The following is a 21059-nucleotide window of genomic DNA, read 5'->3' on the forward strand; positions in this document are numbered from 1 at the left end:
GCCACGTGCGGTCCGCGCCGCGTCAGAACCACCGGTGCACAGGGAGTGAGAAAACGCTTACTTCGTTCTGCTGGCCTTCGGCTGCAAGTTTACGCGGAAACAGGTTTGCTGCTCGTCGATTCAATCAAAACCCGTATCGCGCGAAGAGCTTGCCTAGATACGAAACGGCAACGATCAGAATGAATCCGCGCGCCTAGCCTGAACTCCGGCAGCCAGCAGCAGCGTCACTACCATCGGATCAAGGACGGCAACAAGCGCCAGCGTGAGCAGCCGGACGGCTCGCTCAAGGTCCGTGGCGGGTATGCCAACCAGCTCGGCGAGATACCGTATCGGTCCGACCTCGGCCTCGGCACGCCTGCGTTGCGCGTCAATCTTGGCTTTTTCGATCTGTAGATTGGCGAGAGTCCGGGACTCACGCTGGCGTTCCGCCGCGATGTCGGCACGTTCGCGACGCCTCTGGTCAGCAATCGTCATCGCTCCAACAGGCCGGCCAAGGCGCGTCGCCTCGTCGATGGCCGCGTCGATCTGGGCAATACGCCGGTCAATGTCGATGACCACTCGGCTCTGCATCCCGAGGCGGGCCTCAACGTCTGCGATTCTGTCGGCAATGGTCAGATCTATGGATGCGATATGGTCGAGGTGAGCGCGGGTGAGGAAGCCGAATACGCCAACGGCGTTCAGGCCCATCAACACGCCAATCATCAGGACGAGGACGAACCTCAGGAGAGACGGCGCAGACCTCCAATGCTCCGTCAGCCAGGCTGCCGCGACGAGCTTTCCGGCCTCCAGCACGGCGCCCATGATGATGACAGGCCAGAAGGCTCCGGCAAAGATCGCGGTCAGGCCGTCGATGGAAAAGGCAGCCGATACACAGGCCAGCGCGCCAGAGCCACAATCAAAGCAGCGAGCTTGACGCGTGTCGGGGAACGATGGGCTTTCTCCGCTCCGGACATCCCTGTGACGCCGGCGGCGTCGGTAACGCCGGCGGTACCATCTGTAACCGTCGGTGTTACGGTCCTAGTTACAATGATCGCTTCAGAGTTACGACTGATCAGGCCGCCGCGCTCCCAGGCTTTCAGGCGACGACTGGTCCGCATCCTATTCCAGCCCCATTGGCGTCCGAGCTCGGCGGCGCTGAAAGTCACGTGTCCCTCGGGCTGGGAGCGCAGCCAGGCCAGCGCCTCTATGTCATCGAATGGATGGGGCGGGACGGACTCGGTCATGATCAGATGCTGCTCCTTGCGTCTCGGCCCCGCGCGATCGCAGGCGCGCGAAAGCCGGTTGCTCCAAAACGATGACGCTGATCGCAGTGGCCGGAAACGGGAGCTGCCTGGCCAGACCGGCATCGGTCATTCCTCCTGCTCGGCCCGTGGAGAGAATACGGAGGAGCCATTGCGCGTAGTAATGCCGGACGGCGGGTGATTTCGCCCGCCGCTCGAAGGCGAATCGAGCCTCGCGAAACCTGCCCTGCGCGCCGGTGTCCCGCAAAGATGGCATGTCCGAATCCAGAGCGGAACGACCGAATTGCGCGACGTCGCACGCTACAGCCCTGCGGTTAACGGCCACGACGCGCGCTGTTGCTGCAGATCTGCCGCCGATCGACGCTCCATCTGAGCCACCGATATCGAGATTTGCGTGCGGCTTTAACACCAGTTTTGCTCGATGTCGGACCGGTCCGTGTTGATTTGATGCTGGCGGGCAGTCCGACAATCCATCTCGGATCTGCGGACGAATAGCATCGCCAATGCAGTTCGATCACCCTGGTTTCTGTCGATAAGTCGCTAAGAGCCTGCCCCCGGGTCCGACCGTAGCGGCAGCAAAGATGCTGCCTGCTACCCACTACTCATGTGCTACCGCGCGGTGTCTAAGCGCAGTTCGGCCTGAGATTGGAGAGGAGCGAACGTAGGGCGGGTAAGCGTCCGGCCGCTGCACATGCCTCAAGTCTTGACATGATCAGCCGGCTCCAACTCCACGGCAGCAACTCGTCGAGGCGGTTGACGGGATGGCCGTCGATCATCCGCTGCAGGACGTCCCGCAGATAGGCGTAGGGCTCGACGTCGTTCAGCTTGCTGGTCGTGATGAGCGAGCCGACCACTTCCCAGCGATGTCCGCCACCGTCGCTGCCGGCAAACAGATGGTTCTTGCGGCCAAGAGTGACGGGACGGATCGCGCGCTCGACCGGATTGGTGTCGAGCTCGACGGGGCCATCGTTCAGGAAGCGCGTCAGTCCGTGCCAACGCGAGAGCGCATAGCGGATTGCCTCGGCAAGCGTGCTGCGGCCAGACACCAGGTGGAGCTGGGCATCGAGCCTGACGTTCAGAGCATCGACGATCGGTTTGGAGAAGGTCCTGCGTTCGGCAAGACGGTAGTCAGGCGATTGGCCGCGGATGCGCGCCTCGATCGCATAGAGTTCGCCGATCCGGCGCAGGGCTTCCGTTGCCACGGGAGACGCCATGGCTTCGACGACATCGTAAAACTTGCGTCGCGAGTGGCTCCAACACGCTGCGAGCGCAATGCCCTCCTTGTCGGCCAGTTGCTCGAAGCCGGCATATCCATCGACATGCAGGATGCCCTTGAAGGCAGCAAGATGTGCGGCTGGTCGCTCGGCCTTGCGATCGGGTGCGAACAGGTAGATGGCGGCCGGAGGTTCGGGTCCGCTCCACGGCCGTTGCTCGCGCGCGTACACCCAAAGCCGTCCCGTCTTGGTTCGTCCGCGACCAGGGTCGAGTACCGGGATCGGCGTGTCATAGGCAAAGAGATGGTTGGAGGCGAACACGTTCTTGCACAGCCGTTCGTGCAAGGCCTCGAGCCACCAGCATGCGCCGCCAACCCAGTCCGCGAGCGTCGAGCGGCAGAGATCGACGCCATGACGGTCGAAGATCTGCGACTGCCGATAGAGCGGAAGGTGATCGCAGTATTTGCTGATCAACCCGTGCGCGAGCAGCGCCGGCGTCGCCAGACCGCCAGCGATCAACCGCTCCGGCGCGCCGGCTTGCACGACCTTGTTGCAGGCTCGGCAGGCGTTTTTGGGTCTGGTTGTGCGCACGACGCGAAGTGACGCTCTCACCAATCAGATGGAGAGCGCCGACTGGCCACACGAAGCCGCCCTGATCGATGCGTTTCGTGAACAGACAAAGCCCATTTCCGTCCCAGAACAGAACCTTCAGGATCGATGCCTTCTTGCCGCGGAAGGCAAACAGATGGCCGGAGAACGGATCCTTCTTGAGCGTGTCCTGGACCAGCATTGCAAGCCCGTCCATGCCCTTGCGCATGTCGGTGTGGCCGAGCGCCAGGTGCACTTTCACGCCCGCTGGAACGAACATCATGATGCTGTCTCTCCGCTCTCGATCTGCGCTCGCACGGCATCCGGATCGCTGCCGGCGGGAGCGAAGACACGCCGTCCATCATGGAGGTCGACGGCCATCATGCCCTCCGGTGGATGCACCAGATCGCGCAGGGCGCGCGCGGCGGGCATGTCGTCGGGCAGCAGGACGCGGGCGAGCTTGGAGCGCTTCTTTTGCGCAATGCCGAACTGCGCGCGCCAGCGGAACAGCAGCCCGGTGACGATCCCATGCTTGCGCGCGACGGCAGAGACCTTGGCGCCCGGCAGCTCAGTCTCCCTGGCGATCGCGAGCTTCTCCTCGTCGCTGAAGAAGCGCCGGGCCGGCATTTTAGGCGCGGCCGGATCGCCGATTTCGGCGGCTGTCAAGCGGCGTTCGGGCTGTGAGTTCCTAGCACTAGTGCTAACGGCGGGACTGGGGAGGAGATGAAGATGGCGCGCTAGTCAATCGTGACCTCGCCGGCGGCCAGTCGATCGCGCCATTTGCGCAGCGAATGCGGCGACAACTGCATCGCCGCGGCATAGGTGCGGAGCTCCATTCCGCTCCAGTTCAGCGCCTCGACATGCATGGCCCAGAACGCCTGAGACGCCCGGTTGCGTACATCCGAGGTGATCGTGAACCTGCGCTGCTTCTGCTTTCGGAGCGCCTTTTCCCGCTCGTCCCGGGCGCGCTCGCGGCGCAATTCCGTCTGATATTTCTCGAGCTTAAGCGCGGTCTCGTTGCCGGCCAGCCGCTTCAGCCAACGCCGCAGAGTGTTCTCGGTCAGACGTTGTTGTTGGCAGTATCTGCGGATTCCGAGACCGCTGCGACGCCACGCTTCGATGTGCAGCGACCACCATTCGCGGCGCGCTCTGTTCTCGAAATGTTTGGATCCCACCGGAGAATCTCCACAGCAGCAGAGAACTCGAAATGGAACGACAACACACGAGGGGGAAGGTGTGCAGAGACCGGACGGTTACAAGGCGAGAATCGAAGGCAAGATAAAAGCGCCTCTCCGCGGCGTAGAATCGGCGGTCGTAAGTTTTTGTGCTCACTCATCGCAGCATGGCACTATTCAAAGAGCTATGGTGTTGTTAGAAACAAAAATGCCTGAGAACTCAACGTCCCGAATGGCACTATTCGCAGATTGGCGAACTGCTTCGCAGAATAGGGACACACTTAGCCATGAGCGCGCGGAAAGCCCCTGGCCGACCACTGGAGCCCGGTAAAGGCTCGCGCCTTCAGCGCGACCGGCGATGCCGGTTAACCGGCCTTGGCCGGGTTACGGATGGCCTGGCCTTTGGCTTCAACGCACTCATGGCTTCTTGTGAGCGGGGCGCTCCGCTGATCACAAGGCGAAGCAGCCGAGCAGGTGTTCTTTCTGAAGGATGGAGGTTGGGAAGCGATCAAAGTGGATCGGAGTCGACGCGAATGGCCAGGAAAAGACAAACGCTGCCCGCCTAGAATCGGCTTGATTGAACCTCTACCGTTCGCCGCGCCTCAAGCCCCGCCTAATGCGTGACCTGTAGCTCAGAAGGGGAGGTGCAGCATGCCTTGGAAGTCAAATACGCTTCGTGAGGCCCGTAGCGAATTCGTGCAACTGGCTCTCGCCCCGAATGCCAACATTCAGAGCCTTTGTCGACGCTTCAATATCAGCCGGCAGACGGGCTATCAAACGCTAGAACGATATCGACTCGCTGGTGCAGAAGGTCTGGAAAGCCGATCCCGCCGGCCGCACCATACACCCCATCGCTGTCCGGATACTACCGAAACAGCTGTGCTCACCGTACGTGCGAACCACCCAACCTGGGGCGGGCGAAAAATAGCGTCCCATCTTCGATCTACGGGTAGCGTCGCCGTACCCGCGCCCTCAACCATCACCGCGATTTTGGCCCGCCATAACCAGTTGGATGGCTCTCCCGCTCAAGGCAAGTTTCTGCGCCTGCTAGGCCAGTTGCACACTCCCATAAGTCAGGAAGATCTGCCGACTTCCCTTGTGTGCCATCCAGACCTCAAAATCCTAATCGAGAAACTTGAAAAAGGTCGTCCCATCGAGCGCCGTCGCGCTCTGGCCGTTGTCGCTTCGCGCAGCGGGCTGCGGACAAGCTTGGCTTGCCGCATTCTCAAGCAGTGCCGGTCAAGCTATGTACGATCGGTTCGTCTCTTCGAGGATGGTGGGGCGGAACAGCTTTTTGCTCTTCGCATCAATCCTCACCGCAAGTTCGACAGTGAACAAATCAAACAGGCTCTGTTCAACATCCTGCACCAGCCGCCGGCTAATTTTGGCATCAATCGTACAACCTGGAAGATGGCTGATTTGGCGCGCGTCATGAGCGAGACCGGACAGCCCGCTTGCGAAGATGTAATCCGGACGATCGTAAAACGAGCCGGCTACCGCTGGCGCAAAGCGAGGATTGTGCTGACCTCGAACGACCCGGAGTTCTCGCAAAAGCTCCAGCGTATCCGTTCAATTCTTTGCAATCTCACTGCCGAGGAAGCCTTCTTCTCAATTGACGAATTCGGACCTTTTGCTGTCAAAGCCCAGCCCGGGCGCATGTTGATCGGTCCAGGGGAGCAACGTTTTGTGTCGCAATGGCAGAGATCGAAGGGCTCAATTATCGTCACTGCGGCCATCGAATTGTCATCCAACCAAGTCACGCATTTCTACAGCGTGGAAAAGAACACTGACGAAATGATCCGCATGATGGAGGCTCTCGTTGCCGAGTATAGCGATCGCAGAAAGCTTTATCTTTCGTGGGACGCTGCCTCCTGGCACGTCTCAAAGAAGCTGTTCGAACGCATCGATACACACAACGCCAGTATTGGCGGCAACGGCCCGCAGATTGATACGGCGGCGCTCCCAGCACGCGCGCAGTTCCTCAACGTGATCGAGTCGGTGTTCAGCGGTATGGCTCGTGCGATCATTCACAACAGCAACTACGAAACGGTTGACGAAGCCAAGAGGGCTATCGACCGGTACTTCTGCGAACGTAACATACACTTTAGACGCAACCCTGGGCGCGCGGGCGGCAAGCTCTGGGGCAAGGAAAGAGTGCCGGCCGAGTTCTCTCCTTCGAACAACTGTAAAGACCCTCGGCTTGGATGAACGCTTGGGAGTTCTCGCTTATCCAAGCTGCTAAGACCGTTGCGGCGGACACAGCCTCGGATGGGTTAGATGTCTCTCCCCAGCGACATGACCGCAATTGGCACAAAGCTGATGATCTCACCCGTCGAACCGGGTATCGCTGTCTTGAGACACAACGGACACCGCGCCGCTCGCCGCGACGTAGAGGATACGCCTTTGCGCCGCCATTCGCTTTCTCTTGCACGAACTACGACTTTTCCCGCTTCCATGCGTGATCGGGACCGTGAATTACTCCGTTCATGCTCGCGTAATCGGGAGTGCGGCAATGGACGATCGGAAATACCTGACTGTAGAGGAAGTCTCGGAGCGGTACCGTGGCGCAGTGAGCGTCGGGACGCTCCGCAACTGGCGAGCGCTGCGCATTGGCCCGGCCTTCGTCAAAATCGGGAAAGCGGTCCTATATCCAATTGGTGAACTCGATGCGTGGGACAAGAGAAACATGGTGTCTTGCCGTGCGCCAGGACGCCCCCCGATGACCGGGCCTGATCAGGCGTGACGATCACGATTTGTCGCGCACTACCGTCCCCACTCTCCGTCCCCACTTCATCGTCAGCCTCCAAAAGTTTACGTGTTATCAACTAGATAGCTGCCGCGCTGCGCTCATGCACAACAACCCCTCCGGCGACCCTCGCCGTCGCAAACGGATGTGCAAGACGAACAAGGCGTTCGTCCACACCGCCAACCACTCGGCATTCCCGTGACACCATGACGGCCAAGAGCAGCATCCCGACAAAGCTTCAATGCAGGACGGGACAGTTTTCGGCGAGCGTCGGCGGCAATGTCGTGAGAACGAAAGCGAAAGAATAGTAGAACATGCGTGCACAGGATTTGCACACGCCCTCCACTTAACTATTTGATTTCAAAAATCTCTCTGTCCAATCCATCATCGGCGCCACGGAGAAGCGCCAAGCCGCCATCCCTGTTTTTTCTGTAATTTCAAATCATTTAGGTGCCGCACCGAAGGCATCCGATCTCCGCCTGTGTTCGCCGATTTCCATCCCCCGCCTGTACCACAATGTCGTAACGCGGGGACCGCTTGGAGCGGAAACCGGCAACCCGGGAGGCACCTAGTGGGAATGATCTCCGCTCGCAAGCGCAAAGTCGGCACCATGCCCCTCCGGCCCAGTCCGCCTCATCAAGCGCGGCGCGGAGATCCGATCAAGCCCGGCCTTGCAATGCCCTCACGCCAACGGCTTCCGATCATACGCCAGTCTGCGAGATGAACTTGGTATTGAAGTAACCTTCCATCGCCTCGGTGCCGCCTTCTGAGCCGTAGCCGGAATCCTTGATCCCGCCGAACGGGACTTCAGGGAGCGCGAGACCGAAGCTGTTGATCGACATCATGCCGGCTTCGACCGCCGCGCCGATCGCAGTTGCAGTCTTCGTCGAGCCGGTGAAGGCATAGGAGGCGAGACCAAACGGCAGGCGGTTGGCCTCCTCGACCACTTCATCGAAGGTGGAGAAGCGCGAGATCAGCGCCAGGGGTCCGAACGGTTCCTCATTCATGGCGCGCGCCTCCTTCGGCACGTCGCTGACCACGGTAGGGGCGTAGAAATAGCCCTTGTTGCCGATCCGGTGGCCGCCGGTCTCCAGCCTGGCTCCCTTGCCAACCGCGTCCTGCACCATACCCTCGATCGCAGCAACACGGCGCGGGTTGGCGAGCGAACCCATTTTGGACTCCGGATCGAGGCCGTTGCCGACCTTGAACGCCTTGGCGCTGTCCACGAATGTGTCGACGAACTCACTGAATACCTCGTCCTGCACCAGCATGCGCGTCGGCGAGATGCAGACCTGGCCGGCATTGCGATACTTCGCCGCCGCCAGGATCTTTGCAGCCGAGGCGACATCGGCGTCCTTGAACACGATTGCCGGCGCGTGGCCGCCGAGCTCCATGGTGGCACGCTTCATGTGCAGGCCGGCGAGCGCGTTGAGCTGCTTGCCGACATGAGTGGAGCCGGTGAAGGAGATCTTCCGGATCACCGGGTGCGGGATCAGATATTCGGAGATCTCCGACGGCACGCCGTAGACGAGATTGACGACGCCATCGGGCACGCCCGCGTCCGCGAACGCCCGGATGAGTTGCGCCGGCGAGGCCGGCGTCTCCTCCGGCGCCTTGACGATGATCGAGCAGCCTGCGGCGAGCGCGGCCGAGAGCTTACGCACGACCTGGTTGATCGGGAAATTCCAGGGCGTGAACGCCGCGACTGGACCGACCGGCTCCTTCATCGCAAGCTGGTAGATGCCGGGACCGCGCGCCGGGATCAGGCGGCCATAGGCGCGCTTGGCTTCTTCGGCAAACCATTCGATGACATCGGCGGCGGCCATCGCCTCCATCTTGGCCTCGGCTAACGTCTTGCCTTGCTCCATCGTCAGCAGCGGCGCGATCTCGTCATTGCGCTCGCGCATGATCGCGGCGGCCTTGCGCATGATGCGGCAGCGCTCGAACGGCGCGACGCTGCGCCAGAGCTTGAAGCCCGCGGCCGCGGCGGCCAGCGCCTCGTCGAGGTCGGCCTTGCCAGCGTGGGCGACGGTGCCGATGACCTCTTCGGTCGCTGGATTTCTGATATCGAGGACGTTGCCCGATTGGGCGGGCCGCCACCGGCCGCCGATGAAGAGCTGCGTGTTCGAATAGGCCAATGGACTCTCCCTGTCGTTCCGTGTTGCCGGCTTCAAGCGGCGCCATGACAAATCGTATCCGCCGCCTGCGTCATCTCCGGTCCGAGGTAGAGGCGGAAGCGCGGTTCGGCGACGAGCGAGCGGAAGTCCGCCACCGGGGTGACACCACCGCCGGCCACGAACAGAAAACGGCCGGCGATCTCGGCGAGAATGTCGAGATGCCAGGAGGCCGTCGGATGCATGCAGAGGATCACCAGCCGGCCCTCGCCTGCGAGCTTGCGGAAGAAGTCGAGCATGAAGCCGATATAGCCGTCCTGGAGATTGAACTGCGGCTCGTCGAACAGATGCACGAGCGGAGTCGCCGTGGGCGACGGCGCCAGGAGCACCGACGGAACCCGCTTGCGAAAGCGCCTGACTTGATAGGACTGGTGATAGTGGATCGCGAGCCGGTCACGCTCGCGATATTTGACGGCATGGATATCGGTGCCCCCGACCAGCACGCGGCCCGAGGTCGGCGCGTTCGAGCCCGTCATCATTTCGAACAGGGTGGTCTTGCCTGCCCCGTTCGGGCCGACAACACCGACGATCCCCGACTCGTTCAGCGACAGATCGGCGTCGAGCGTGAAGGTCGGGCGGCGGACAACGCGTCCGCTGGTGTAGACCTTGCGGACGCGATCGAGGACGAGCAGAGGCGCGGACATTCAATGCACTCCCAGCAGGCGCTGCCGAAACAAGCGGTCATCGCGCAGCGCTGCCGCCTCGCCGGTCCAGACGATCCGGCCGCGGTCGAGCACGGCGGCATTGTCGGCAACCGACAGCGCAATCTCCGCATTCTGCTCGACCACCAGCGATGCGATGCCTTCCTGCTTCATGCGGGTGATGGTCGCGAGCACATCACCGACGATCTTTGGCGCAAGCCCCTGGCTCGGCTCGTCGAACAGCACCAGTCCTGGCGAGCCGACCAGCGCACGCGCGATCGCCACCATCTGCATCTCACCGCCCGACAGGTTTTCGCAGTCGCGCTCCATCAGATAGGCGAGCGGCGAGAAGATCTCGCTCGCTTCCTTGACGGTCCAGCGCCGGAAGCGCGTGCGCTTCTGCGCAATCGCGAGGTTGCGCGCCACCGAGAGGGTTGGACATAGCCGCCGGTCGTCGGGCACCCAGCCGATGCCCGCGCGAGCGATCTCATGGGTCTGTTCGCGCGTCACCTCACGGCCGTCGAACCGGACCGCGCCGCGCCGCGGTCGCGTCAGCCCGAGGATCGAGCGGAGCATGGTGGTCTTGCCGGCGCCGTTCGGCCCGAGCAGCGCAAAGACCTTTGCGTGCGCGATCGCGAGCGAGGCGCCGAACAGCGCCTGGGTCTCGCCATAGTAGGTGTCGATCGCGTCCACCTCGAGGATCACGCGAATTTTCCCAGGTTCGAACGGCGGACCCATTCGTTCCGCTGCAACTCCTGCGGCGTACCGCGCGCCACCACCTGCCCCCAATGGATGACCGAGATGCGGTCGGCGAGCGAGAACAGGAATTCCATGTCATGCTCGATGGCGACGATCGTGAGCTTGCCCTTCAGCTGCGCGACCAGGGCGGCGAGCCGCTGCACGCCGTCGGAGCCAAGGCCGGAGGTCGGCTCGTCCAGGCAGAGCACCCGTGGCGCCTGGGCCAGCGCGACCGCGATCTCCAGCGCGCGACGATCGCCATAGGAGAGATCCTTGGCGCGAACGCCCCCTTTGTCGGCAAGCCCGACCGCTGCGAGCGCTCCGGAGGCCTGGTCGAGGAGGCTGCGGTCGCCCGCCGCCGCGCGGATCATGTCGAGGCCGCGCGCGCGAAACGCGGGCAAGCCCATCATGACATTGTCGCGGGCGGAGAACTCGTCGAACAGCGTCATGATCTGGAACGAGCGGGCAATGCCCTTGGCGGCGATGCGATGCGGGCTCAGGCCGGTGACGTCCTCGCCGCCGAGCCGGATCGATCCGCGGTCAGGCTTCACGCGTCCCGTCAGAACGTTGAAGAAGGTGGTCTTGCCAGCGCCGTTCGGTCCCATCACGCCGTGGAATTCGCCTTCGGCAACGGCAAGGTCGACGCTTTCCAGCACCACGCGATCGCCGAAACGGACATGCACGCCAGCGGCCTCGATCATGCTCATCGGCCGCCTCCGAACAACAGCCGCATGGCGGAGCTGCCGCGTCGGCGCAGCGCATTCAACGAATGCTGCTGCATGGCGGCTGCGATCGCCCCCGCGATGCCCTCGGGGCGGAACAGCACGATCGCCATGAACAACAGCCCGAAATAGAGCATCCAGGCATTGGTGAACGCGCCGATCACGTCGCGTGCGGTGAGAAACAGCAGCACGCCGATCACCGGGCCCCAGAAACTGACGAGGCCGCCGCCGACCAGCGTCATCATCACGACGTAGCCGGACTGATGGAGGCTCATGACATCCGGGAATGCGGCGAGTTGCGCCATCGCGAACAGGCCGCCGGCAAAGCCGGACAGCGCGGCCGACAGCGTGAAGACCGAGGCCTTGTAGAGCCACACGTTGTATCCGAGATGGGCGGCGCGGACCTCGCTCTGCTTGATCGCCGCGATCACGCGGCCGTAGGGCGAGTGCACCAGGCGCCACAGCACGACGATGCCGACCGCGAAGACGGCGAGCACGAAATAGTAGAACGCGACATTGTCGGTGAGATCGAACGACACCACGCCGAAATCGGCCGGCAGCCGCCTGATCTTGAGCAGGCCATCCTCGCCGCCGGTGATGCGGTGCGACTTGATCGACAGCGTCCAGAAGATCTGACCGAAGGCGATCGTCATGAAGGCGTAGTAGATGCCGCGGCGATGGGAGATGAACAGCGCGACGATCGCTCCGGCGACCCCTGCGGCGAGCGCGGCGGCGGCGAGGCAGATCCAGAGATTGGCGACGATATCGAACTGGCACATCCCGAACGCGTAGGCGCCGATGCCGAAATACGCGCCGTGCCCGAACGACGGCAATCCGGCGGTGCCCAGCACCAGATTGAAGGCCAGCGCATAGAGCGCCCAGATCAGGATCTCGATCCCGAGATAGGGATACAACCCGATCCGCGCAATCCAGAGCGGCACCGTTGCAAGCACGAGCCAGAGCAGCAGCATCGTCGGCGTGACGAGGCGCACAGCATCGGACGAGGTGGTCGAACCCACGGTCATGTCCTACACCTCGAGCACGCTTTTCTTGCCCCAGAGGCCGCGCGCACGGAACGTCACGACGGCAACGAGCAGAATGTACATTGACAGCAGCGACCATTCGGACGCGTAGGCTCCGGCAAGACCGACGCACAGCCCGACCAGCAGGCCGGCCACGACGGCGCCCCAGAAGCTTCCGACGCCGCCGAGCACGATCACGAGGAACGCCGGGATGACGGCATCGACGCCCATATGCGGGCGAATGCCCCAGATCGGCGCGACGATGATGCCCGCCACCGCAGCGAGCATGGTGCCGAACACGAAGACCAGCAACCGGAGCCGCGCCAGATTGATGCCGAGCGCGCGTACGATCTCGCTGTCATGGGCGCCCGCCTTCACGGTCGCGCCGAACGAGGTCTTCTCGATCAGCAGCCAGACCAGACCGATGATCCCCGCCGCAATGCCGGCCGCGTAGAACCGATAGCTCGACCAGATCAGGTCGCCGAACAGGAAGCCGCCGTTGACGGCGGACGGCACCTGCAGGACATAGTCGCGCGTGCCCCAGACAAGGCGGATGAGTTCCTCGATCACCATCGCCGCGCCGAACGTCAACAGCAGGCCATAGAGCGGGTCCTTGCCGTAGGTGCGCCGCATGCAGACTTCGATGACCATGCCGACGAGGCTGACGACGAGGGGCGCGACGAGCAGCGCCGCCGCGTAGCGCCAGCCGAGCGGCAGCGCGAGCCACACTTTGGCGACATCCGCCGGCAGCGGCGGGCGCGGCCCGGTGAGCTGCATGGCGACATACGCTCCCAGGGCAAACAGCGAGCCATGCGCCAGATTGATCTGCTCCATCAGCCCGACGATGAGCATGAATCCGAGCGCGATCAGCGCGAACAACAGGCCGAGCGTCAGCCCGTTGACGAGGTGCGGAAGAAGGTCGAACACGGATTGTGGTCTCGCAACTTGGCATGGTCCCCGCCCGGTGCGCTTGGCCCCGGGCCGGCGGCGCGAGCGGCGCGCCGCCTTCTGCGACTTGACGAACCGCCGTCAGGAGTCGACCGTCGGCACCTGCTCATAGGGCATCAGCTTGCATTTGGCAGGCGCCGCATCGTCGGCCGCCGATTTCGGCTCCGTCCAGCTGATGATCTCGTACAGATCGGTGGCGTCGGCAGGTTTGGCATTGCGCCGTGCGAGATAGATCGTCTGCTGCATCTGGTGGGTCGCCGGGTCCATGTAGGCGTCGAAATGCTGCATGCGGTCGGTCGCGGAGACCTTGAGGGTCTCCAGCTCCTTGATGATCTTGACGTTGTTGGTCGAACCGGCGCGTTCGATGGCGCGCAGCAATTCGCGCGTTGCCATGTAGCCGTTGTAGGACACATTGCCGGGCACCGGAATCGGGCCGTCCTTGTTGACGGCCTGCCACTTCTTGACGAACTCGGCGACGCCCGGCAGCGGAAGCTTGTGATACCAAGTCGTTCCGAACACGCCAAACAAGCTGTCCGGCGCGCCCCAGACGTCCGGCCAGTCCTGCTGATTGTTGATCCAGGCCGGCTTGCCGTCGAGCTTGAGCTGCGCCACCTGCTCGCGCAGTGCCTTGATGTCGTCGCCCCCGATCGCGGTCGCAACGACATCCGGCTTGGCCTGCTGGATCTTCAGCAGATAGGCCGTGAAGTCGCGCGTATTCTGAGGCACCAGCAGATTATCGATGATCTTTCCGCCGGCCCCCTCGACCTGCGCCTTGGTGGCGGCCGACGTCGTATGGCCCCAGACATAGTCGTTGGTCAGCAGCATCCAGTTCTTGCCGATGGACTCAACCGCGTTCTTGACCGACGCCTTGGAAAAATTGGTGCCGTTGCCGTCCCAGACGAACTTGACGCGCGAGCAGTTCTCGCCTGCCTCGCTCGGCGCCGAGGAGTTGGTGTTGAGGTAGATCACGCCGTATTTGCTGGCGACCTGGGTGATCGCATTGGCGACACCGGAATGCAGCGCGCCAATGAGGATCGTGCAGTCCTCGCGGGTGATGAAGCGTTCGGCAACACGGCTGCCCGTCGCCGGGGTGGTCTCGGTATCGGCGGTGATGTAGGTGACCGGACGACCGAGCACGCCGCCTTTGGCGTTGAACTCGTCGATGGCCATCTTGATGCCGCGGAAATCATCCTGCCCGCTGTTGCCGTACTGGCCGCTGGCATCGCAGGTCAGGCCGAGCTTGATCGGCTTCGCGCCCTGCGCCCAGGCATGGTTCGCCTGCCACGGGCCAAAGAAACTCCCGCTGCCGCCGATGACGGCGGTCATCAGACTGCCCTTCAGAACGCCTCGACGTGAAATCTGACGCCTCTTCATCGTTCCCTCCCGACCGTGAAGTGTCTTGTTGTTGGCGATCAGAATATTCATTTCATTTTATGTGTAAAGTGGAATATTTGATCCACGCGACAAAATGTCGTTAGAGAGCGGACCGACCTGGAGATTCGATTGATGAACAAGGCATCCGGCCCCACGAACTATGACGAGTTGCGCGGCGCGATCGCGCAGCGTCATAGAACTCTCTCCGGCCGCCTCCAGCAGATCGCGGAGTTCGTGCTCGACCACCCGACGGACGTCGCACTCGGGACCGTCGCAGAGGTGGCCCAGCGCTCGGGCGTGCCGCCGTCTGCCATCGTGCGCTTCGCGCACGCCCTGGGCTTTGGCGGCTTCACCGAGATGCAGCAGGTATTCCGCTCGCGCCTCGTCGCCGGGGTGGCGCCAAGCTACAAGGCGCGGCTTGCGCGGATGAAGAGCGAGGAGAAGTCAGTGCTCGGCCGACAGCCGGCCGCGGTGCTGTCGCGCTTCGTCTCGGAAGCGCAATCGGCGCTGGCGGCGCTGAGCCAGTCCGTGCACGCGCGCGAGCTCGACGCCGCGACCGCGATCCTCGCCAAAGCGCGCGACATCTACCTGGTCGGCCTCGGCGGCTCGTTTCCGGTCGCAACCCACCTCGCCTACGTGCTGCGCAAGCTGGGACGGCGCGTGGTCCTGCTCGACGGCACCGGCGGCAGCATTCACGAGCAGTCGCACGCGGCGACGCGCGACGATGCGCTGGTCGCGATCAGCTTCCGCAACTACTATACCGATACGGCCCGGCTGTTTGCTGAGCTCGTCGGGCGTGGGGTGCCGACCATTTCCATCACCGACAGCCTGCTGAGCCCCATCGCCGAAGGTGCGAGCGTCGTGTTCGAGATCCAGGATATGCCCGAACCTGCGCTGCGCACGCTGGTGGCGCCGATGTGCCTGGTGCAGGCCCTGGCGATCGGCCTCGATCTCGCGGTCGACTGACATTCGTGAATGGAGAAGATCATGGCATCGCATGAGGCGACGAAGATTCTGACTGGCCGGGTCGCGCTGGTGACGGGCGCGGGACGCGGACTGGGCCGCGCCTTTGCGGAGAAGCTGGCCGCGCTCGGCGCCGACGTCGCCATCCATGGCATGCGCGAGAATGGCCCGGCGGAATACGGCGAGGGCACCACGCTGACCGCCGTCGCCGCGGAGATCGGCAACACCTTCGGCGCCCGCACCGTACGCGCGCTGGGCGACCTCACCCAGGCCGCCGACATTTCAAGAGTGGTCGCGGAAACCGAGGCGGCCCTCGGTCCGATCGACATTCTCGTCCACAATGCCGGGGGCGACATCGCGTCCGGCGGCGGCAAACCCGACCCGAACGACGCCGTCAACATCAAGGAGGCCGACGTGCGCGCGGTGCTGGACCGCAACCTGCTTTCGACGATCCTGACCTGCCAGGCCGTCGCGCGCGGCATGATGGAGCGTCGGCGCGGCCGCATCGTCACGCTGGGCTCGGTCGCCGCGTTCAAGGGCCGCACCAACAGCGCGATCTATGCGGTGGCGAAGGCGGGCGTGACGCACTACACGCGCTGCCTCGCCGATCAGCTCCGCCCCTACGACATCGCGGTCAACTGCATCGCGCCCGGCGATACCCGCACCGGCCGCTTCCTCGGCACCCGCGCCGTCGACGCGAACCGTCTGGTCGAGACCGGCACGCTCGACCGCATCGCCGCTGTCGACGAGGTCGCGCGCGTCGTCGAATTCTTCGCCGGTCCGATGGGAGCATTCGTTTCGGGTCAAGTGCTGCGCATCGACGGCGGCACTCAGTGCTGGCCGGCCTGATAGGAGCGAGGCACGCCTACCCTAACCTACGAATGGCGTCCCGTTGGATTCGACATCCGCGGGCAATGTCGATGTCGACTACGACAAATCGTGAGGCTTCTCGGATTTCTTAAGCCCGGCCAACGAATGAGCCAGGCGTTGCTCGAGGCCAACCGCCACGGAACTCCGTGGCGGCCCTTGCCTGCTTACGCAGAATGGGACCGCGGAAAGGCTAGGACCCCGCCCGAGCCTTGCTCGCGGCGATCTGGTGCAGTGCCCATCGCGCGTTCTTGCGCACGTCGGGATCGAGATCGTTGGCGACCAGCGCAAGGAATGGCTCGCCATCGGGCGCGGCGATCTCGCCGAGCGCGGCCGCTGCCTCCTTGCGCAGATTGGCCTGCTCGTGGGTAATGCAATGACCGATCGGACGCACGGCCTGCGCGATCTTCATGCGCCCGAGGCTGCGGATCGCCTTCAGGCGCACCTGCCAGAATTCATCCGCCAGGCATGCCATCAACGGATCGGCCGCGACCGCGCCATTGGCGTTGAGGCCGAGCGTCTCGGCCGCCATCTCGCGCACCATCCAGTCGGAATCCGCGAGCGCCCTGGTGATGGTCTCGGCCGCGATCCTCATGTGCGAGAACGCGAGCGCACTGACCGCGGCGCGCCGGACATGCGCGTCGGGATCGCCGATCAGCGCCGTCAGCGCCGGAATTGACTCTTCCAGCTTGAGGAAGCCGATGACGCCGATCGCCTGCACGCGGACCGCGGCATCCGGATCCTGCAATGCCTCCAGCGCCGGCTTGAGCGTATCCTTGCGCCGCAGCTCCTTCAGCGCGCGCAGCGCGCCCGTGCGAACGAAGGCATGGGCATGCTTCACGAGCGGCAGGATGGCATCGGCCGACGCGGGATCCTTGAACTCGGCCAGGCTGTCGGCAGCGGCCGCGGCGACGATCCGCTCGGGATCGACGAGCAGTTGAACCAGCGCCTCCGCCGCCTCCGGTCCATCGAACTCGCCGAGCGCCATCGCGACCTGCTGGCGCACGCCGGCGTCGGGATCGGCGACCATCTTCGCCAGATGCGCCACGGCGGCCGGATCGCCGGAATGTCCCAACGCGATGATCGCAACCCGCCGCTCCGCCGGATCGGCGGCGCCGAGCCGCTCGTCGGCGTCGTCGAGATCGTCATAGGATTCGAACGGGCTCGACATGATCACCTCAGCAGATAGGGAATGTTGACGGTGACGGCGCCGGTCGGGCAATCCGCCTCGCAGGGCATGCAGTACCAGCACTCGTCATAGGCCATGAAGGCCTTGCCGGTCATGTCGCTGATCCTGAGCACGTCGAGCGGGCAGACGTCGACGCACACCGTGCAGCCCTTGTCGGCGATGCATTTGGCGTCGTCGACGACGACCGGAACCGACGTCTGATAGGTGGCAAGAGGCATGTCTCGTTCTCCGTCTGATCGTCAGGCGCTGGCGCGGATGCGCTGCTTGTCGTAGAGGTCCTTCTCGTCGTCCGCGATCGGCACGACATAAGGCTGCACCGCGCGCTTCTCGCTGGTCATGCGACCGTCCCGCTTGCTCAGCAGCGTGTGGCAGAACCAGTTCTCGTTGTCCTTGTCCGGAAAATCGGTGCGCCAGTGATAGAGCCCCCAGCGGCTCTCCTCGCGGAACAGCGAGGCATGGGCGGCCATATCCGCACAATCCATGATCGACTGCACCTCCAGCGCACGCAGCAGCTCATGCGCGTTGCGCGCGATCATGCGCTCCTGCATGTCTTCGCGGACCTCGGCGAGCCGGCGCATACCGAGCTCGTACTTCCGCGTCACCTTCGGCGGCTGCAGATAGTCGTTGACCAGTCTGCGCGTCTTGTACTCGATCTGGTTCGGCGGAATGCCGTCCTCGCGCCTGGTCGGCGCCATCACGCGCTCGCGCTCCAGCGCGATCTCGCCGGCATCGACCGCGCCGAAATCATGATTGTCGGCGAACTCCATCGCATCGAGCCCGGCGAACGAGCCGTTGGTGAACGCGCCCAGCATGTAGTTGTGCGGCACGCTCGCCATGTCGCCGGCCGCGTAGAGGCCGGGAACGGTGGTGCGGGCGTTGTCGTCGACGAACACGCCCGACGCGCTATGGCCGGAGCAGAAGCCGATCTCGGAGATGTGCATCTCGATCGACTCCTTGCGGTAGTCGACGCCCCTTCCCTCCTGGAACAGTCCGCGTGTCGGCCGCTCGACCTTGTGCAGGGTGTGCTCGATCTCCTCGATGGTCTTGTCGTGCAGGTGCTTGAGCTGCAGGAACACCGGCCCTTTGCCCGACAGCAGCTCGTTGTAGAACTCCAGCATCATCTGGCCCGACCAATAGTCGCATTCGATGAAGCGGCGATCCTCGTTGTTGGCGGTATAGGCGCCGAAGGGACCGGCGACATAGGCGCACGCCGGACCGTTGTAGTCCTTGATCAGCGGATTGATCTGGAAGCATTCGAGATTGGCGAGCGCTGCACCCGCGTGATAGGCCATCGCGTAGCCGTCGCCGGAATTGGCGGCGTTCTCATAGGTGCCGAACATGTAGCCCGAGGTCGGCAGCCCGAGCCGGCCGGCCGCGCCCATGCACAGGATCACGGCCTTGGCCTTGATCACCAGGATCTCGGCTGTGCGCGTGTTGACGCTGACGACGCCGGCGACGCGGCCGTCGCTCGATTTCAGCAGGCGCGTCGCCATGTAGCGGTTGGAGATCAGGATGCGCGCCCGGCGCAACTGACGGTACAGCGCCTTCTTCACGGTCTCGCCGTTCGGCATCGGCAGCACATAGGTGCCGATGTGGTGCACCTTCTTGACGGCATAGTCGCCGTTCTCGTTCTTGAGGAAGCGGATGCCGAAGCTGTCCAGCTCCTCGATGATGCCGTAGCAGCTCTGGGCGTATTTATAGACGGCCTTCTGGTCGACGATGCCGTCATTGGCGATCGTGATTTCCTTGGTGTACTGCTCCGGGGTCGCATAGCCGGGGATGACGGCGTTGTTCAGGCCGTCCATGCCCATCGAGATCGCGCCGGAGCGCTTGACGTTCGCCTTCTCCAGCAGAACGACGTTCGCCTTGGGATTCTTCATCTTGGCCTTCAGGGCGGCCATCGGGCCGGCCGTGCCGCCGCCGATCACCAGCACGTCGCAGGACACCTCCGAGAGGCCGTCGACGATCTCATCCATTGCCATTCTAAGCTCCTGCTTGGCCGGCGTCACACCGGTCCGGATCAGACTTGTTCAGCGGGGGCACCCGGCGATAGCAATTAGTTGTCGCCTGAGCGCGTTTCTTCACGCCGGCCGGTCAACGCTCGACGAACGCCTTCTCGACCACGAAATGGCCCGGCGTGCTGTGGTTGCCCTCGGTGAAGCCGCGCTCCTCCAGCATCGCCTGAAGTTCGGCCAGCATCGCCGGGCTGCCGCACAGCATGACGCGATCGGTCCCGAGATCGAGATCGGGCCCGTCGATGTCGGCGAACATCTGCCCCGATGCGATCAGGTCGGTGATGCGGCCGCGGTTGCGGAACGGCTCACGCGTGACGGTCGGATAATAAAGCAGCCGGTCCCGGACCAGCGGGCCGAAGAATTCATGGCCGCGCAGGCCCTCGACGAGCTGCTCGCCATAGGCGAGCTCCGAGACCTGGCGGCAGCCATGAGCGAGCACGATGGTCTCATAGGTGTCGTAGATGTCGGGATCCTTGATCAGGCTGGCGAACGGCGCCAGCCCCGTTCCGGTCGACAGCAGCAGCAGCCGCCTGCCGGGAATGAGGTTGCCCGCGATCAGGGTTCCCGTCGCCTTGCGCCCGACCAGGATACGGTCACCTTCCTTGATCTTCTGCAGCCGCGATGTCAGCGGTCCATCCGCCACCTTGATGCTGAAGAATTCCAGCGCCTCCTCATGATTGGCGCTCGCCATGCTGTAGGCGCGCATCAGCGGCCGGCCGTCGACCTCGAGCCCGATCATCGCGAACTGCCCGTTCTGGAAGCGGAAGCCGGGATCCCGCGTGGCGGTGAAGCTGAACAGCGACTCGGTCCAATGCCGGACCGACAACACCGTCTCGCTCTGAAAAGCGCTCATCCTCGTCTCCTGCGGCGCGACACGCGCCTTGTCTCCGGTTGCTGAGCACGATCTCGCGGAAACGGCGCGGTCCGGCAATTTCGAACGCGCGACGCCGGTGGATTAGTTGCAAACTTTCTCCGCCCCACCGCTCGATCGTCCGGCGGCGACGCATCCGGCCGGGGAATCGAACCACCGAGGCAATTAGTTGCTGGGTGGGTTCGCTCCGTTTGCCTAGCCTCTCGGCAGCGGCCACGACACAACCAGGAGGCAACATGACGGATGTTGAAATCGCGGACAGCGAGGTCAGCGCGGACCTTTCGTCGTTGCTGCTGCGGAGCACGAGCGGCGCTGGTCCTGCCGTGATATCGGCCGAACGGCTGCGCCTGTCCTGCATGTGCGCGCATTGCAAGCGCGCCCGCTTCGACGGCCGCTTCCCGGCGCAGTTCCCCGGCATCGCCATCGTGGCGGTCGGAGATCTCGGCTACGGGCTGAACATCGCGTTTTCCGACGGCCACAATCGCGGCATTTATCCGACATCATACCTCCGGGAGCTGGCCGCGGCCTGAACGGCAGCGCCGCGCCGGATGGCACGAACATTGCTCCGCTT

At 63.6% G+C, this 21059-nt stretch carries 20 protein-coding genes and 2 pseudogenes; 5 read left to right on the forward strand and 17 right to left on the reverse strand.

The features are described 5' to 3' along the window. Positions 1 to 174: 174 nt before the first annotated feature. The 6 genes and pseudogenes from QXZ94_RS13460 to tnpA (QXZ94_RS13485) all read right to left on the reverse strand — a co-directional run bounded on the left by QXZ94_RS13460 (position 175) and on the right by tnpA (QXZ94_RS13485) (position 4218). Entirely contained in the window at positions 175 to 801 is a 627-nt protein-coding gene (locus tag QXZ94_RS13460; protein ID WP_315720806.1) for a hypothetical protein, read from the reverse strand. 38 nt (positions 802 to 839) lie between these two features. Next, on the reverse strand, positions 840 to 1223 hold the full coding sequence (locus QXZ94_RS13465) for a hypothetical protein (protein ID WP_315720808.1): 384 nt from the start codon (positions 1221 to 1223) through the stop codon (positions 840 to 842). Between the two features lie 749 nt (positions 1224 to 1972). Beyond that, a pseudogene (tnpC, locus tag QXZ94_RS13470) lies at positions 1973 to 3067 on the reverse strand (IS66 family transposase); the annotation flags it as partial. A gap of 28 nt (positions 3068 to 3095) precedes the next feature. Continuing rightward, positions 3096 to 3326, reverse strand: a pseudogene (tnpB, locus tag QXZ94_RS13475) (IS66 family insertion sequence element accessory protein TnpB); the annotation flags it as partial. Continuing rightward, positions 3323 to 3709 (reverse strand): IS66-like element accessory protein TnpA, encoded by a 387-nt coding sequence (gene tnpA / locus QXZ94_RS13480; RefSeq protein ID WP_315720809.1) that lies wholly within the window; start codon positions 3707 to 3709, stop codon positions 3323 to 3325. The gene tnpA (QXZ94_RS13480) and the pseudogene tnpB, both read right to left, overlap by 4 nt. A gap of 71 nt (positions 3710 to 3780) precedes the next feature. Continuing rightward, on the reverse strand, positions 3781 to 4218 hold the full coding sequence (gene tnpA, locus QXZ94_RS13485) for an IS66 family insertion sequence element accessory protein TnpA (RefSeq protein ID WP_315720810.1): 438 nt from the start codon (positions 4216 to 4218) through the stop codon (positions 3781 to 3783). Positions 4219 to 4869: 651 nt separating this feature from the next. On the opposite strand from tnpA (QXZ94_RS13485), the gene QXZ94_RS13490 reads away from it, so the two are divergent. Together QXZ94_RS13490 and QXZ94_RS13495 are read left to right on the forward strand one after the other, a co-directional pair. After that, the gene (locus QXZ94_RS13490; RefSeq protein ID WP_315720811.1) at positions 4870 to 6426 is read left to right on the forward strand and encodes an IS630 family transposase; all 1557 of its coding nucleotides are present in this window, start codon (positions 4870 to 4872) and stop codon (positions 6424 to 6426) included. 304 nt (positions 6427 to 6730) lie between these two features. Further along, positions 6731 to 6961, forward strand: coding sequence for a helix-turn-helix domain-containing protein (locus QXZ94_RS13495; protein ID WP_250172760.1), 231 nt, complete (start codon positions 6731 to 6733; stop codon positions 6959 to 6961). A 704-nt stretch (positions 6962 to 7665) separates the two neighbouring features. On the opposite strand, the gene QXZ94_RS13500 is transcribed toward QXZ94_RS13495, so the two are convergent. The 7 genes from QXZ94_RS13500 to QXZ94_RS13530 form a co-directional block, all read right to left on the reverse strand. After that, positions 7666 to 9102 (reverse strand): NAD-dependent succinate-semialdehyde dehydrogenase, encoded by a 1437-nt coding sequence (locus QXZ94_RS13500; RefSeq protein ID WP_315720812.1) that lies wholly within the window; start codon positions 9100 to 9102, stop codon positions 7666 to 7668. A gap of 32 nt (positions 9103 to 9134) precedes the next feature. Then, entirely contained in the window at positions 9135 to 9782 is a 648-nt protein-coding gene (locus QXZ94_RS13505; protein ID WP_315720813.1) for an ATP-binding cassette domain-containing protein, read from the reverse strand. After that, positions 9783 to 10484 carry an ABC transporter ATP-binding protein gene (locus tag QXZ94_RS13510; RefSeq protein WP_315720814.1) on the reverse strand — a complete coding sequence of 234 codons (702 nt, stop codon included), beginning with the start codon at positions 10482 to 10484 and terminating at the stop codon, positions 9783 to 9785. Further along, entirely contained in the window at positions 10481 to 11224 is a 744-nt protein-coding gene (locus tag QXZ94_RS13515) for an ABC transporter ATP-binding protein (protein ID WP_315720815.1), read from the reverse strand. The genes QXZ94_RS13510 and QXZ94_RS13515 overlap by 4 nt, the downstream gene beginning before the upstream one ends. Then, a complete protein-coding gene (locus QXZ94_RS13520; protein ID WP_315720816.1) occupies positions 11221 to 12264 on the reverse strand; it encodes a branched-chain amino acid ABC transporter permease in 1044 nt (347 codons plus the stop codon). The genes QXZ94_RS13515 and QXZ94_RS13520 overlap by 4 nt, the downstream gene beginning before the upstream one ends. 3 nt (positions 12265 to 12267) lie before the next feature. Further along, positions 12268 to 13188 (reverse strand): branched-chain amino acid ABC transporter permease, encoded by a 921-nt coding sequence (locus QXZ94_RS13525; protein ID WP_172134360.1) that lies wholly within the window; start codon positions 13186 to 13188, stop codon positions 12268 to 12270. Between the two features lie 102 nt (positions 13189 to 13290). Continuing rightward, positions 13291 to 14535, reverse strand: coding sequence for an ABC transporter substrate-binding protein (locus QXZ94_RS13530; RefSeq protein ID WP_315720818.1), 1245 nt, complete (start codon positions 14533 to 14535; stop codon positions 13291 to 13293). A 180-nt stretch (positions 14536 to 14715) separates the two neighbouring features. Between QXZ94_RS13530 and QXZ94_RS13535 the strand changes: the two genes are divergently transcribed. Beyond that, positions 14716 to 15549, forward strand: a complete 834-nt coding sequence (locus QXZ94_RS13535) for a MurR/RpiR family transcriptional regulator (RefSeq protein WP_172113393.1) — start codon at positions 14716 to 14718, stop codon at positions 15547 to 15549. Positions 15550 to 15570: 21 nt separating this feature from the next. Next, positions 15571 to 16395, forward strand: a complete 825-nt coding sequence (locus tag QXZ94_RS13540; protein WP_315720819.1) for an SDR family NAD(P)-dependent oxidoreductase — start codon at positions 15571 to 15573, stop codon at positions 16393 to 16395. Between the two features lie 211 nt (positions 16396 to 16606). Here the strand turns inward: QXZ94_RS13540 and QXZ94_RS13545 are convergent, their stop codons facing one another. The 4 genes from QXZ94_RS13545 to QXZ94_RS13560 all read right to left on the reverse strand — a co-directional run bounded on the left by QXZ94_RS13545 (position 16607) and on the right by QXZ94_RS13560 (position 20470). Then, a complete protein-coding gene (locus QXZ94_RS13545) occupies positions 16607 to 17584 on the reverse strand; it encodes a HEAT repeat domain-containing protein (RefSeq protein WP_315720820.1) in 978 nt (325 codons plus the stop codon). Positions 17585 to 17586: 2 nt separating this feature from the next. Then, on the reverse strand, positions 17587 to 17820 hold the full coding sequence (locus QXZ94_RS13550; protein WP_006609939.1) for a ferredoxin family protein: 234 nt from the start codon (positions 17818 to 17820) through the stop codon (positions 17587 to 17589). A 21-nt stretch (positions 17821 to 17841) separates the two neighbouring features. Next, positions 17842 to 19584, reverse strand: a complete 1743-nt coding sequence (locus QXZ94_RS13555; RefSeq protein WP_315720821.1) for a fumarate reductase/succinate dehydrogenase flavoprotein subunit — start codon at positions 19582 to 19584, stop codon at positions 17842 to 17844. A gap of 112 nt (positions 19585 to 19696) precedes the next feature. Then, positions 19697 to 20470: a ferredoxin--NADP reductase gene (locus QXZ94_RS13560; protein WP_315720822.1), complete on the reverse strand. Its 774-nt coding sequence runs from the start codon at positions 20468 to 20470 to the stop codon at positions 19697 to 19699. 254 nt (positions 20471 to 20724) lie between these two features. Between QXZ94_RS13560 and QXZ94_RS13565 the strand changes: the two genes are divergently transcribed. Next, entirely contained in the window at positions 20725 to 21018 is a 294-nt protein-coding gene (locus QXZ94_RS13565) for a gamma-butyrobetaine hydroxylase-like domain-containing protein (RefSeq protein ID WP_315720823.1), read from the forward strand. Positions 21019 to 21059: the final 41 nt, after the last annotated feature.

It is taken from the genome of Bradyrhizobium sp. SZCCHNS2022, from assembly GCF_032377575.1.
Taxonomy (GTDB): domain Bacteria; phylum Pseudomonadota; class Alphaproteobacteria; order Rhizobiales; family Xanthobacteraceae; genus Bradyrhizobium; species Bradyrhizobium aeschynomenes.